The organism is Rhodococcus sp. PBTS 1 (genome assembly GCF_001620025.1).
GTDB classification, from domain to species: domain Bacteria; phylum Actinomycetota; class Actinomycetes; order Mycobacteriales; family Mycobacteriaceae; genus Rhodococcoides; species Rhodococcoides kroppenstedtii.
In genome coordinates this window covers 422,056-435,475 of record NZ_CP015219.1, presented here as the reverse complement: position 1 = coordinate 435,475, position 13,420 = coordinate 422,056, and the positions used below count along the sequence as shown (strand labels likewise).

Annotated in this window: 14 protein-coding genes; 12 read left to right on the top strand and 2 right to left on the bottom strand. The window is 73.8% G+C overall.

Translation table 11 applies throughout. The features are described 5' to 3' along the window. The first annotated feature begins 44 nt into the window (after positions 1–44). Together A3Q40_RS20500 and A3Q40_RS02115 are read left to right on the top strand one after the other, a co-directional pair. Complete coding sequence (locus A3Q40_RS20500; RefSeq protein WP_068099591.1) at positions 45–227, top strand: hypothetical protein; 183 nt, start codon at positions 45–47, stop codon at positions 225–227. Further along, entirely contained in the window at positions 212–2,992 is a 2,781-nt protein-coding gene (locus A3Q40_RS02115) for a DUF4135 domain-containing protein (RefSeq protein ID WP_068099590.1), read from the top strand. The genes A3Q40_RS20500 and A3Q40_RS02115 overlap by 16 nt, the downstream gene beginning before the upstream one ends. Here the strand turns inward: A3Q40_RS02115 and A3Q40_RS02110 are convergent. Continuing rightward, positions 2,921–4,141 carry a sensor histidine kinase gene (locus tag A3Q40_RS02110; protein ID WP_082833710.1) on the bottom strand — a complete coding sequence of 407 codons (1,221 nt, stop codon included), beginning with the start codon at positions 4,139–4,141 and terminating at the stop codon, positions 2,921–2,923. The two genes, A3Q40_RS02115 and A3Q40_RS02110, sit on opposite strands and share 72 nt — an antisense overlap. Before the next feature lie 98 nt (positions 4,142–4,239). Between A3Q40_RS02110 and A3Q40_RS02105 the strand changes: the two genes are divergently transcribed. Then, positions 4,240–4,473 carry a hypothetical protein gene (locus A3Q40_RS02105; protein WP_068099588.1) on the top strand — a complete coding sequence of 78 codons (234 nt, stop codon included), beginning with the start codon at positions 4,240–4,242 and terminating at the stop codon, positions 4,471–4,473. 8 nt (positions 4,474–4,481) lie between these two features. On the opposite strand, the gene A3Q40_RS02100 is transcribed toward A3Q40_RS02105, so the two are convergent. Further along, a complete protein-coding gene (locus A3Q40_RS02100) occupies positions 4,482–5,087 on the bottom strand; it encodes a response regulator transcription factor (RefSeq protein ID WP_068099587.1) in 606 nt (201 codons plus the stop codon). A gap of 173 nt (positions 5,088–5,260) precedes the next feature. On the opposite strand from A3Q40_RS02100, the gene A3Q40_RS02095 reads away from it, so the two are divergent. The 9 genes from A3Q40_RS02095 (at position 5,261) to A3Q40_RS02065 (ending at position 13,384) form a co-directional block, all read left to right on the top strand. Further along, positions 5,261–6,331, top strand: a complete 1,071-nt coding sequence (locus tag A3Q40_RS02095) for a methyltransferase (RefSeq protein ID WP_068099586.1) — start codon at positions 5,261–5,263, stop codon at positions 6,329–6,331. Next, positions 6,328–7,401 carry a class V lanthionine synthetase subunit LxmK gene (gene lxmK, locus A3Q40_RS02090; protein ID WP_068099585.1) on the top strand — a complete coding sequence of 358 codons (1,074 nt, stop codon included), beginning with the start codon at positions 6,328–6,330 and terminating at the stop codon, positions 7,399–7,401. The genes A3Q40_RS02095 and lxmK overlap by 4 nt, the downstream gene beginning before the upstream one ends. Next, positions 7,398–8,357, top strand: a complete 960-nt coding sequence (locus tag A3Q40_RS02085) for a T3SS effector HopA1 family protein (protein ID WP_068099584.1) — start codon at positions 7,398–7,400, stop codon at positions 8,355–8,357. Before lxmK ends, A3Q40_RS02085 begins: the two co-directional genes overlap by 4 nt. 87 nt (positions 8,358–8,444) lie before the next feature. Further along, entirely contained in the window at positions 8,445–8,591 is a 147-nt protein-coding gene (locus A3Q40_RS20035; RefSeq protein WP_156509759.1) for a hypothetical protein, read from the top strand. Positions 8,592–8,667: 76 nt separating this feature from the next. Continuing rightward, positions 8,668–8,820, top strand: a complete 153-nt coding sequence (locus tag A3Q40_RS20030; protein WP_157889466.1) for an LxmA leader domain family RiPP — start codon at positions 8,668–8,670, stop codon at positions 8,818–8,820. Between the two features lie 97 nt (positions 8,821–8,917). Beyond that, positions 8,918–9,937 (top strand): LLM class flavin-dependent oxidoreductase, encoded by a 1,020-nt coding sequence (locus tag A3Q40_RS02080; RefSeq protein WP_068099583.1) that lies wholly within the window; start codon positions 8,918–8,920, stop codon positions 9,935–9,937. Further along, positions 9,934–10,461: a flavoprotein gene (locus tag A3Q40_RS02075; RefSeq protein WP_069973002.1), complete on the top strand. Its 528-nt coding sequence runs from the start codon at positions 9,934–9,936 to the stop codon at positions 10,459–10,461. Before A3Q40_RS02080 ends, A3Q40_RS02075 begins: the two co-directional genes overlap by 4 nt. Further along, entirely contained in the window at positions 10,458–11,348 is an 891-nt protein-coding gene (locus tag A3Q40_RS20025) for a hypothetical protein (protein ID WP_068099581.1), read from the top strand. Before A3Q40_RS02075 ends, A3Q40_RS20025 begins: the two co-directional genes overlap by 4 nt. Beyond that, entirely contained in the window at positions 11,345–13,384 is a 2,040-nt protein-coding gene (locus tag A3Q40_RS02065) for a M16 family metallopeptidase (RefSeq protein WP_068099580.1), read from the top strand. The genes A3Q40_RS20025 and A3Q40_RS02065 overlap by 4 nt, the downstream gene beginning before the upstream one ends. The last annotated feature ends 36 nt before the right edge of the window (positions 13,385–13,420 follow it).

The following is a 13,420-nucleotide window of genomic DNA, read 5'->3' as shown; positions in this document are numbered from 1 at the left end:
ACCTCGACCACCGACCACCCCGACTCACGCGATCGGAGAACCCCATGGCCGCACTGACATCCACCACTCGTCCGCAGGTTCAGGACACCGACACCACCCTCGCCGCGCCGGACGAGGCCGAGCTCGTGCGACTCGCCGGCGCGGGTGCCGCGCGGGCGGGCCGTGTGCGCGGATCGGTCCCCATCGGCCTGCCCACCACCACCTGCCCCACGTGGTCCTGCGTCTGATCACCACCCCGCCACCGGACCCGGTCGCCACGGTCGTCGACGACGCCGTGCGCCGGGTCCGGTGCGCTGCGCACCGCCTCCCCCGGGGAGAGCTCGTGCACCCGGCGGCGATCACCGCGGCGGTCGACCGGTTCGCTCAGGACGCGGAGGATCTCCTCGGCCGCACCGTGGCGCAGGAGTTCCACCTGTTCCGCACCGAGCGGGACGCGCCCGCCGATCCGGCGTCCACCACCGCGTTGGCCGCGTTCGACGCCCACCTGCGTGCGGGCGGCGTCGACCAGCTGTGGCGCACCTACCCGGTGGCGGCGCGGCGGCTCGACCGCCTGGCGGCGGACCGACTCGACCAGCTGACGACGATCCTTACCGTCCTGGCCGTGGACGCTCCCCGACTGCACGCCCTCGGACTGCTTCCCCCGGGACCGCTCACGGCGATCGACATCGCCCACGGCGACCCGCACGACGGCGGACGACGCGTCGCCACCCTGACGGTCGACGACGCGGCGTCGCCCAGCCTCGTGGTCAAACCGCGGTCGGCCGATCCCGACGACCTGCTGGGGCGCATCGTCGCCCTGCTCGACGCCGACACCGCGGGCGATCACCTGCGCCTCCCGCGGTGCATGGCCGCGTCCACCGGTGACCTCTCCTGGCACGAGTTCGTCTCGGCTACAACGCTTCCCGACGACGCCGACGCCGCGGCGAGATTCCACCGCCGCGCCGGTCGGATGCTCGCGGTGTTCACCGCGCTCGGTTCCACCGACGGTCACGCCGAGAACGTCGTCGCCGCGGGTGATCACCCCGTCCCCGTCGACGTCGAGACGCTGCTGCACCCGGCCACCGAGAACCCGGCCACGGCCGACCCGCTGACGTGCGCTCTGGCGGACGGTCCGCTGGGCACCACGATGCTGCCGACCGGGTCGCCGAGCAGCTCGATGGCGGCCCTGTCCCGCGCCGGCACCCGGACGCCCGGCGGTGCGGACGCCCACCGACACGTGCACCGAGGAACCGACGCGTGGACGGTCGCGGCCGTTCCGGCGACCGTCACCGCCACCGCCCACCGCCCGACGGCACCCGGTACCTCCGTTCCGGTGCCGCTCACCGACCACGTCGACGACGTCGTCACCGGATTCCACACGGCGGTCCGGGATCTCGCGCGGCGCCGCGACGAGATACACCGCCTCCTCGACGACGCCCGGGCCACGACGTGTCGGCGCGTGGTGCGTCCGACCGCCGTCTACACCGCCTTCCTCGACGCCGCCCGGCACCCGCGGTACCTCACCGACGCCGCCGAGGCCGAACGTCTGTTCCGCCTCCTTCCCGAGTCGGCCACCGGGACGGCGGCGGTGACCGAGGCCGAGATCGCGGCGCTGCTGCGGGGCGACGTCCCGCGGTTCGCCGACCGAGTGGACGCGCCGCCGCCGGTGGGGCCGACGCCGCTGGCGCGCGCTCACCGATGTCTCGACACGCTGATCCGGACGCCGCCCGCCGCGCTCGAGCACCTCGTGCGCTCCGCGCTCGCCGGAGTCGACACCCCGTCCCGGTCGGCGCCCGCGCGGACCGCGGCCACCGATCTTCAGGCGGCGTTGCAGGATCCGGACCCCCGGAGCGGACTGGCCCGCATCGAGCGCCGCCTGGCCGCACGCACGGTCCGCCAGGGCGGTGCCGGACCCGCACTCGGGACCCTCGACGCCCTGCCCGGCGCGAGCCCGGACGCCGATCCCGTGCTCACGGCCGGCGACCGCACGCTTTATCACGGCGGCGGGACCGCCCTGCTCGGCGCGGCGCTTGCGCGCATCCGTCCGACCCCGGCCCGACGCCGTCGCCTCGCCGACGCCGCCGCTGCCGTGACCCGGCACGCCGAGGACCAGGTGCTCGACCTCCGAGAGGGCGTCCCGGCGGAAACGGGCCGAGCGTGGTGCCCGTTCACGGGTGCGCTCGGCACCGTGTGGTTGCTCCGCGAACTGGCCGGATCCGGCGACCGTGCCGTGGGCGCTCGCACCCGCGACGCCGCCGACCGCCTCCTGACGACGGTGCTCGACACCGCGGTCGGGCCCGACCGCCTCGACGTCGTCGGCGGCCTGGCCGGTGGCGTCGTCGTCCTCACCGAGTTCGGCCTCGCCGATCACCCCGCGGTGCGCAGCGCGGCGGACCGGCTGGCGGCGGCGCTGCACGGCGGCGAGATCCGTGAGCGCGGCCTCGCCCACGGCGTCGACGGGCTCGCGTGGGCGCTGGCGCGGGTGGACGGCCACGCCCACCGGGCGCGACTCGTCGACCTTCCCGACGATGCGACGGCCGGAGACTCGTGGCGCCGCGGCGCGGCCGGATCGTCGTGGTGCCGCGGCGCGGCCGGACTCGCCCTGTGTCACACGGAGATCGCCCTCGCGGCGGGGGACACGCCCGCTGCGGTCGCCGCCGCGGCGACGGTGCCCGAACCCCTCGAGACCGACGATTCGCTGTGTCACGGAGAGACGGGAGTCGTCGCGATCCTGCGACGCCTCGCGCTCCTGCTGGCCCCCGTCGCCCCCGACGCGGCAGCGGACCTGGACGAGCAGGCGGACCGGCGAGCTCGGGAACTCCAGGACCGCATTCGGCGGGCGGGATACGCGACCGGCCACCCCGGTCACGTCGGCGTCACGACGTTCATGACGGGCGTTGCCGGTATCGCGTTCGGCCGGGTCCTGACCGAGTCCCGCTCGTCAGTGACGGACGCCGTCGACCTCCCGGATCCGATCGCGCTGCGACCCTCGCGCGTCGCGCGCGAGGGGTAGCGCGCAACGGACACGGAAGCGCGCACCGTCCCGCTCCGCCCTGAACGTCCCGCCGACCGCCTCCACGCGCTCGCGGAGTCCGGCGAGTCCCCGGCCGAGTCCGTCGCCGGCGGACCGCTCGTCGACACCGTCGTTGACGATCTCGAGGACGCCCGCGCGCATCGTCAGCTCGCATTCCGTCGCGGCCGGGGCGTGCTTCAGCACGTTGGTCACCGCCTCGCGGACCACCCACGCCGCGGCCTCGGACGCCGCCGGATCGAGGTCGGCCCCGCCGTCGCCGTCGGCTTCCGCGAGCACGCCGGCGGAGCGGAGCAGCACCAGGGCGTCGGCGAGCTCGGTACCGAACTCGATGTCGTGATAGCCCCGCACCAGCGCGCGCATGTCGGCCAGGGCGCGCTGCGCCGTCCGCTGCGCGTCGCGGACGTGGACGTCCTTCGCGCCGACGTCGTCCCGCACGGACAGGGCCAACTCGCAGGTCAGAGCGATGGAGGACAGCGAGCGGCCCATGACGTCGTGCAGGTCGCGGGAGAACCGGGACCGCTCCTGGTCGATGCTCATCCGGGCGATCTGCCGCCGGGCCGCGTCGAGTTCGCGGACGTGGCGGAAGATCCACATGGCCAGTCGCACGTAGAAGAAGTTGGCCGCGCCCAGCACCAGGAAGATCCACAGCGCCTCGGGTGTCCCGGTGATGGGCAGACACGCGGGGACGAGCACGATCGTGGCCGCCGCGCCCCACCGCGTCGAGACCATGGACGCCGCGAAGGCCCCGCAGATCAACGGCAGGGTGCCGAGCCAGGCGAGCTGCGCGTACGCCGCCTGCCCCACGACGGCGGTGACCACCGCACCCACCGCGACGACGCCGAGATACCAGGCCACCGCGCGGCGGAACGGCCGCGTCTCGACGTGTCCGGGCACGGCCGCGCGCGTGATCAGCCACGTCAGCCCGAGCAGCGCCGCGAGCACCACGCCGCAGCAGACCCAGACGGCCGGACGGTCCAGCCGCAGCGGGGTCCGTGCGATCAGCGGAACCACCGTTCCCCACGACATGACGTAGAGCGTCGCCGCGACGTACAGGCTGCCGACGCGGGTGTAGTTCTTCGCCGGTGGGCGCACCACCGGTTCGCGGGAGTCGGACGGGTGATTTGTCATACCGGAATCCTGACCGGCCTCACTACCCGGCGGGGTCCGCTCCGAGCAGTGTCGAAGGGGACGGATCGACCCCCTCCGAGAAGGAAAGGACGCTCACCATGTCGCATTTCACCAAGGACGTCATGAAGTTCGGCCCCGCCCCGACGCTCTCCCGCGAGATTCCCGTCGCGGTCGCGAACCTGCTGTTCAGTGCCCTGGCGCTGGCGATCATCTACGCCGTCAGCGGCGGCGCGGACACGATGTTCGTCGTGATCGCCGTCGTCCTCGTGGCCTACAGCCTGGGCCGCCCGCTGTACGTCGCCCTGCGCGGCAACCGGCCGGCGCACGGCTGACGCGACGGTCACATCCACCCCTTCTTCACGGCCAGCTGAGCAGCCTCGTGCCGATTACGTGCGCCCAGAGCGGACATCGCGGACGACAGGTAGTTCCGGACGGTTCCCACCGCCAGATGGAGCTCCTTCGCGATGTCCGCTACCGGCGTTCCGGGGAGCACCAGGCGCAGCACCTCGATCTCGCGTGCACTCAGCGGATTCTGCGGCGCGCTCATGACGCTCGCCGCGAGCTGCGGATCGACGTACGACTGCCCGCGGGCGACCTTGACGATGATCTCCGACAGCTCGTCCACCGCGGTGGCCTTGGTGACGTAACCGCTCGCGCCGGCGTTCATGGCGTCGCGCATCGTCGACGGGGCGACGCTGGCGGTGAGGATCACCACCTTCACTCCGAGCGGCGCCAGAATCGCGCACGCCTCGATGCCGCTCATCACGGGCATGTCCGCGTCGAGCAGCGCGATGTCCGGCCGGTGCGCCTTGGCCAGATCGACGGCCTCCGCTCCGTCGGCCGCCCCGCCGACGACGGACAGGCCCGGACGCAGGCCGATCAGTTCGACCAGCGCGGAGCGGATGGTCACCTCGTCGTCCGCCACCACTATCCGGAGATCCTCCACAGCGCAGAGATTATCCCGTCCGAGCGCCCATGACATTTCTCATTCGGGACACGTGAGAAGCGGACCGCGGGAAACGACCGTTCGACACTGACGAAAGACGTTGCGGCGCAGCAGAGTAGGTATCAGCGAAGGACAGCACGACCCGAGCAGGACCCGACCGAGAGGAGCACGGCGTGACCACAGCCGAGTTCGATCCAGCGCAGGTCGCCGAGGTGATCGGCAAGGCCGACATCGTGACGCCGATGACCATCCGCGCGGCCGTTCGCGTCGGACTCTTCGATGCGCTCGCCGACGCCGCCGGCACCGCCGGCACCGCCGACCCAGCCGGCACCGGCGCCGCCCTGGACCTCGACCGCTTGACGACGACGGTCGGCGGACACCGCCGCGCCGTCCGCGTCGCCGCGGACCACCTGGTCCACGAAGGCCTGCTCGCCGGCGACGAGGAGGGCTACTCGCTCACCGCGCTCGGCTCGCTGCTGACCCGCGACCGGTCCACCCTGGGACTGCGCGATCTGCTCGACGTCGACACCGTCGTCGGGCGCAACGAGATCGCCCTCGTCGACCTCGACCACACGCTGCGCACCGGTCGCCCGGCCTCGGAGGCGTCGTCCGGCGCCACCCTGTGGCAGGAACTCGACGACGCCGACGCCCCCGACGTGTCCTCCTTCGACTGGGAGGACCCGGGATTCGCCGCCGAGCTGGTGCTCGACTCACCCGTCTTCGCCACCGCGTCGACCGTCGTCGATCTCGGCGGCAACACCGGGTCGCTCGCCCTGGCGCTCCTGCGGCGGTGGCCGCACCTGCACGCGACCGTGCTGGACTTCCCCGTCTTCACCGACCGGGCCCGCGTCCGCGCCGCCGACGCCGGCCTCGCCGAACGCCTCGCCGCCACCCCGGGCAGCTTCTTCGACCCTCTCCCGACCGGGCACGACGTCGTCCTCCTGTCGGCGATCCTCGCGGACTGGGACGACGACGACGCCGTCGCCATCCTGCGCCGCGCCGCCGAGGCGGCCGACGGGAACGGCCGAGTCGTCGTGGCCGAGGTCCACCTCACCGCGCGCGGCAACCTGGCCTCCGAGACGTCCGTCGCCGTCCGTCTCGAAGCGTCCATGACCAGGCCCGATCGGACGTCGGCCGACGTCGAGGCCCTCCTCGGCCGAGCCGGGTTGGCGGTCGAGACCGCCGTCACCGACGCGCCCGATCGTTCCCTGTTCGTCGCCCGTCCGCTCGGAGGTGCCGCGTGATCGCCATCGCCGACGACTTCCGCACGCTCGCGTCCCGCCACCCCCTCGGCACGCCGCCGAACGGCCCCGAGGAACGCCTCGTGGGCCGGAATGCGAACTACCGCATCGACACCGACTCCGGGAGCTGGTTCGTCAAGAAGTTCCGCTTCTCCGACGCTCCGGACTCCCTCGCGCGGTGCCTCGCGTACGACGAGGTGCTCGCGGCGCATCCCGACGCCGGCCTGCCGCGGTCGCCGCGCTGCGTCGTGGCCGATCCCGACCTCGCCGTCCTCGTGCAGGAGTACGTCGACGGCGCCGAGTCCGGCACCATGCTGATGGTCGACCAACGCTTCACCCCCGCCGTCGCGGCCACCCTCGGGCGCACCGTCGCCCGGCTCCACTCCCTGGAGCTGCCGGATCTGCCCGTGCGGGACGATCGACCCACCCCCGCACCCGCGGTCGGACTGCTGTCCGGCATCCCGCTGCGGCACGTTCGCCACCTCACCGGCGGCGAGCTGGCCGCCTACGGGTTGATCCAGGCGGACGCGGTGCTGTGCGATGCGCTGCGCGCCCTCGCCTCGGACAGTGCAGCCGCCGCAGCCGCCGCGACGACTCCGATCCACGGGGACCTGCGCGCCGATCAGGTGCTGGTCCGCGGCGACGACGTCTGGGTCGTCGACTGGGAGGAGTTCGGCGCGGGCGACCCCGCCCGCGACACCGGCTCCTTCCTCGGCGAGTGGCTCTACCGCGCGGTGCTCGACATCCCCACCGCCCGCGGGGGTGGCGACGCCCTCGCCCGCGGCGGCTCTGCCGACGCCGTGCTGCGGCGCGGCCGCGAGAAGGCTCGCGCCCTCGCCCCGATCTCCCGTGCCTTCTGGCTGGCCTACCGCGCCGAACGCGCCGTCGACGACGACTTCGTCCGCCGCACCGGCGCCTTCGCCGGGTGGCATCTGCTGGACCGCCTCCTCGCCGGCGCGGCCACCAACGCCGTCCTGCCCGCCATCCACCGCGCCGCGGCCGGCGTCGGACGGTCGGGTGTCCTGAATCCCGCGGGCGTGCATGCCCTTCTCGGAACGGAGCAGCCGTCATGACCGCCTCCCTCACGGCCCGCACGGCCCTCACGGGCCACACCGCCCTCACGCCCGGTGCGACCTCCACCGCGTTCGCGGACGTGCTCGGCTCGATCGAGGTGGACACCCGCCGCCTGACGGCCTCCGTGGCCGGAGAGTCCCTGACAGCCGACGACGTTCGCCAGCTCGAGACCGAGCTGGGCCGCCGCCTGTACGAGCGGCTGCACGTCCGCTGGCCCGTCGGCCGCGACTCCCTCGCCCGGGTGGATCGCGACCCGGACGCCGAATCTCGCATCACCGCAACGGTTCCCGACGTGCCGGTGCCGGTCCGGATCCGCGACGTCCGCCGCGACGGCGACACCGTCACCGCCACGATGTTCGGCGCCCGCGTCACCCTCGACGACGCCCCGACCGGCGACACGGTGCTGCTGCCCTCCGGCTGGCCGGCCCTCTCCCCCGGATTCCACCTGGTGTTCGGACCGGAGCGGCCCGTCGCCGCGGGCCCGGAGGACGCGGCGCTCTGGCGCGTGTACCTGGCCGCCGAGACCTTCGACGACGGGCTCACGGTGTTCGGCGACGCGGTCTCCTATCTCCGTGGACACGTCGCTGCGTGGCAGGCGAAAATTGCCTCGTCGCCCGCCTGGTACCCCCGCACCGACGCCGTCACGGTCTACCTGGGACACGACGAACGACACCACGCCGAGGCCCTGGCCGACGCGGTGTCCGCCGGCGCCCGCTGGGATCGAACCTCCGCCTTCGTCGCCACCCTGCGGCCGGGTGTCGGCCTCGCGCAGGAACCCGACGATCCGGATCGCACCCGCGGATCCCTGAGCTACGGCCAACACCGCGCCACCGTTCTCGCGCGACTGGCCCTGGACGGACTCGATGCCGACGCCGTCCCCGCCGCCCTCGCGGCGGCCGGGGTCGACCCGATCGAGTTCTGGCGCAACACTACCCGGCGGACCCACCGCCCCTGACTTCTCGCCGGACCCCCGGCGAGTGGCTCGGACAGCACCGAGCGAAGCACGAGCGAGACCCGAGAAACACGACCGAGAGGAAGCACCATGAGCGACACCCACGACATCCTGGACGGCCTGTCCTCCTACGCCGCCCCGGACGAGATCGCCGAGACCAACGCGGGCGACGTGCCCGCCACCACCGTCCCGTGCTCGGCGCTGGCCAGCATCACCACCGCCGAACTCGGCTGCTGACGCACCACCCGCACGACCCTGCACCACCCCATCGAGCGGTACCCATCCAACACGACTCCAACCGAGAGGAAACACCATGAGCGAGAACACCACCCACGACATCCTGACCGGCTTCGACGCGTACGCCGCTCCGGAGGAGATCACCGAGACCACCGCCGCGGACACCCCGGCCACCACGGTGCCCTGCTCCGCGCTCGCGTCCTACACCACCGCCAAGCTGTCCTGCTGAGTCGCCGCCGGGCCCGCCGCGGACACCACTCGCGGCGGGCCGGGCACGGCCCACTCCCCCCTTTCATCCATCCCCGACCGTCGAACGAGGACACGACATGACCGCTCCCGGCGCCCCGTCGCTCTCCGCCTACGCACCGTGGTCCGCTCCCGGCATCGCCGATGCCGCATGGTGGGTCGCGCTGGCCGCGTCGACCGGACTGGATCGCCTGTGGTTCGGGCAGCAGTCGTCGGTGTCCGTCCTCGGCGGCGTCGGCTACGCCGCCGGCCGCGGCCACCGCGTCCCGGTCGGCTCGGCGGTCACCCTCGTCCCCACCACGACGCCCTACGCGGCCGCGCTGGAGCTGCGCGCGCTCGCCGATCTGGTCGGGGAGCGACCCGGAACCCCGCCGGTGAGCGCCTATTTCTCCCCCGGCTATCCCGAGATCCACCGCGCCCTCACCGGCACACCGTGGGCGTCTCCGCTGACGACCACTCGTGAGTTCGTCGCCGCGCTGCGCGGCCTGCTCGCCGGCGGCCGGGTGGACGTGCGCGGCGAGCGGATCACCACCGTGTTCGACTCCCCCGCACCGGATGTGAGCGACCGCGTCGACATCGGACTCGGCGTCCTGCGCCCGGCGATGGCGCGTCTGGCCGGGGAGATCGCCGACGGCGTCGTCACCTGGCTGGCGACCCCCGACTACCTCGCGGAGGTGTTGGTGCCCGCCCTCGACGACGGCGCGGCATCGGCCGGTCGCCGTCGCCCCCGCGTCGTCACCACCCTGCACGCGGGTCTCGACGTCACCGCCGCCGAGGCACCCGACGTGGTCCGACGCGCGATCGGACCCCATCTGAGCGCCCCGCACTACCGCGACATGCTGCGCCGCGACGGGCTGGAGCTGACCGGAACGCTCGACGACCGGGACATCGCCCGCGTCCTCGACCACGGCCTGGTCACCGTCGGCGACGCCGACCGTGTCGCCGCGCGCGCAGGCGAACTCGCGGAGGCGGGCGCCGACGAGGTGTCCGTCGTCCTGCACCTTCCCGACGGTGCGACGCGCGCCGACATCGCCGACGCGTGGAGGCGGATCGCCACCGCCGCACGGACACGCACGACCGAACGCAGGAGTGCAGCATGAACCTGGTCCTCGTGGTCACCGGCGCGGTCAGCTCCGCCTTCATGCCCTACTGGGCCAACTGGCTGCGGATGCAACGGCCGGACATCGACACCCACTACCTGATCACGCCGTCGGCGGCGAAGTTCGTCAGCGCCGACTCGATCCGCACGGTGAGCGGGGGCGCCGTCGACGTCGACGCGTGGACCGGCACAGCCGATCCGCTGCACGTGCGGTTGGGCGACTGGATGGACGGCATGATCGTCTATCCCTGCACGCTGCACTACTTCTCGCGGCTGGCACTCGGCATCGTCGACTCGCCGTCGCTGCTCGCCCACGCGAGCACCGACGTGCCGCTGGTGGTGGCGCCCGGCCTCCCTCCCGGCGCGTTCGAGAACCAGCCGTACCTCACCCATCGGGAAACGCTGCGGCGTCGGTCCGACATCGTGGTGGTCGAACCGACCCCGGCGCGCAGCGCCGCGTCCACTCGGTCCGCCTACGGGGCGGCGCCGCTCACCGACGCCATCGAGAGGTTGGACGCCGCATGACCACCACGAGCACCACCGTCGACTACGGAACGGCCATCCGGGCCACGAGGATCAGGCCGCCGACCGACCCGCGGGCGTCCCTGGCGCTGTGGACGCGCACCGCCCCGCACCGCGACCATCCGTTCAGTTCCGTGCCCGTCCGGTCGGCGCCCACCGGACCGTCGGGCCGGTTCGTCACCGGCGACGGCGACGACGTCGTGCGCACGTACCGGCTACCGGCGGAGGAAACCCTGGCCGCGACGGCCCTGCACGGTGACAGCGGGTCCGTCGACTGGCTCGCGACGTACCGGGACTGGGGTACGTTGCTCGCCGCCCTGCACGCGACCGACGTCGACGACACGCAGCGAACCGAGCCCCCGGCTCGAACCCGGTTGCGGGACTGGTGGTCTCGACCCGACCTGGGCGATGCGCGTCGCAGCGCCGGACGGGCCGCCTTTCTCGACGGGCTGTCCGCCCGTGCCCGCGACCACCTCGACGACGTTCTCGGGGTCGATCCGAGTCCCGACGGCGTCCTCGTCCACGGGTGGGCCGGAGTCGGCCACAGTGTCGCCGACCCGGACGGCCGACTGGTGGTGATGGTCGGGGAGGACGTCGGTCACGCGCCGCCGGAGTACGACCTCGGTGCACTGACCGCCCAGGCCGTGGAGCTGGCGGTGTTCTCCCCCGCCGGCCGCGCGCCGTCACCCACCGAGGTGCGCGACGAGCTGCTGCGCGGATACGCCGAGCACGGCGGACGCCCGATCGACGACGATCGGCTGGCCGATCACACCATCGAACACGTCGTTCGGCACGTCGCCGACTTCACATGGTTCGCCGACTACGCCGACACCGAACTGCCACGGTGGTCGTCGCTGGTCGACTGGCTCGAGAGCAACCGCGCGCCGTGATCGTCCTGCGCTCGCCCGACGGCGTCCGGGTCGTTCTCCTGGACCGGCCGGGCTCGGGCGCGGTGACCACGGTGGCCGTCGCACCGGCGGGCTGGCAGCACGATCCGTGGGGCGGCCAGGGCACGGCCCACCTGTGCGAGCACCTGGCGACGGTCGGGTCCCGCGCCGCCGATCGGCGGGTCGAGGCGATAGGCGGCACCACGTCGGCCACCACCCACGTGGACCGTCAGGAGTTCGTGACCACCGCGCCGGCCTCGTGCTGGCGTACCGTCCTGGCCGACGACCTCGACCGTCTACGCGGCCGAATCATGTTCGACGGCAGTGAATTCGACCGCCAGCGCGACGCCGTGATCGACGAGGTCCGTGCCCTCGCCGCGTCGCCCTCGCCGTGGCCGGCCCTGTCCGCTGCGGTCACCGACCACCCGATCCACGCCCGGGACGGATTCGGCGCGGTCGCCGATCTCGAACGGCTCACCCCCGACGACGCCCGCGCGTTCCTCGCGCGAACGTTCCGGCCGCACGAGTCGACCCTGGCCCTGGCGGTGGACGTCGAGGCAGTCGGTGGAGAGCGCGCCGTCGCCGCGGTGATCGAGCGCGGCGACCCGGAGGCTCGCGACACCACCGGGCCCATCGTCCCCATCGACCCCCTGCCCTACCGCCCCCGCACCGTCGCCGGGCCGGGCGTCACCGACGTGTGGCGCGCCCGCACGATTCCGGGGATCCGCGCCGACCCCCACAGCCACCTCGAGTGGGTCGCGGCGGCATCGGTGTTCGCCCCGCGCGACGTCCGCGTCGGTCGAGCCGGTCCGGTGGCCGTTGCCGACACCGAGATCCTGGCCGTGCGGGGTGAAGGGCGTCCCGCCGCGGTCACGGAGACCGACCCGGGCCGCGCGCGTCGTGCGCTGCTCGGTCTCGCCGACCGGCTCCGCCACGATCCCGTCCTCGTCGCCCGCGCGCACGCGCTCGCCGACGGTTCCGCTCTGTCGACCACCGCCCGGACGCTGGCCCGCACTCTCACCCCGCGCGATCTGCGGAACCGCCTCACCGAGCTGTACGACACCCTCGACGCGGCGGTGGTGCCGGACCCCGCCGCCGCGCCGTCGGGCACCGCACGGCCCAGCAGTCGTCAGGCGCCACTACCGCCGACGCCCCGTGCGGCCGACCGTCGGCTGCACGCCGTCCCCGACTGGCGCCCGAGGCCGGTGAGCACGACGGTCGGCCCCGTTCCCGTCGTTCCCGGCGCCGTCGGTTCCACACCGGCCGTCGCCGTGCGGACCCCGGCCCCGACACGGCTGAGCGTGCGGCTCGCCGACACGTCCGGCGTCGTCGTCACACCGCCCGGATGGCACCCCGTCGCCGACACGGGCGGGGGCCGGTTCCGCGCCGCGCCCCTGACACGCGACGAGGCGGTCGCCGCGCTGCGATCACTCCCCCGCGCGGGCGTCGAGACGCTGTGCGCCGTGGGCCGCGACGCCGAGGTGGTCACGGTGGTCTCATCCCCGTCCACACCGACAGCACCGACAGCACCGACAGCACCGTTCCCACCCGCCCCGACAGCACCGTTCCCACCCGCCCCGACAGCACCGTTCCCGCCCGGCCCGCCCGCACCGTCGCTCGCCGACGCCGCGGCCGACTGGGTCGCGCTGGGTGCGCTGAACGCCGTCGCCCGGCTCGGCGCGGGCCTGCCACCAGTGGTGCGGGTGCTCCGCGTGCCGGGTCGGCGCGGGTCCGTCGCGGCGCTGGTGTCCCCGAACGAGATCGCCGCCGCCGCGGCGGCGGTCACCGCCGAGGATCTGGCCGCCACCCGCGCGTTCTGCTTCGGTCAGGCGCGGTGTGCGACGGGCGATCCGGACACACATGTGGATCTGCTGACCACGCTGACCGCGCTCGGGGTCCCGGCGGTGTCGGGGCCGACCGATCCGGTGCTCGCGTTCGCCGACGCGGTCGACGCCGTGCCCGACGACGCCGTCCGCGGGGCGCTCGCGGCGCTGGTCGGCACCGTGCGTCTGACAAATGTCATGTCCGAGACCGGGTGAACGTCATGCGGACCCGTGGGCAAGGGCACTACCGGG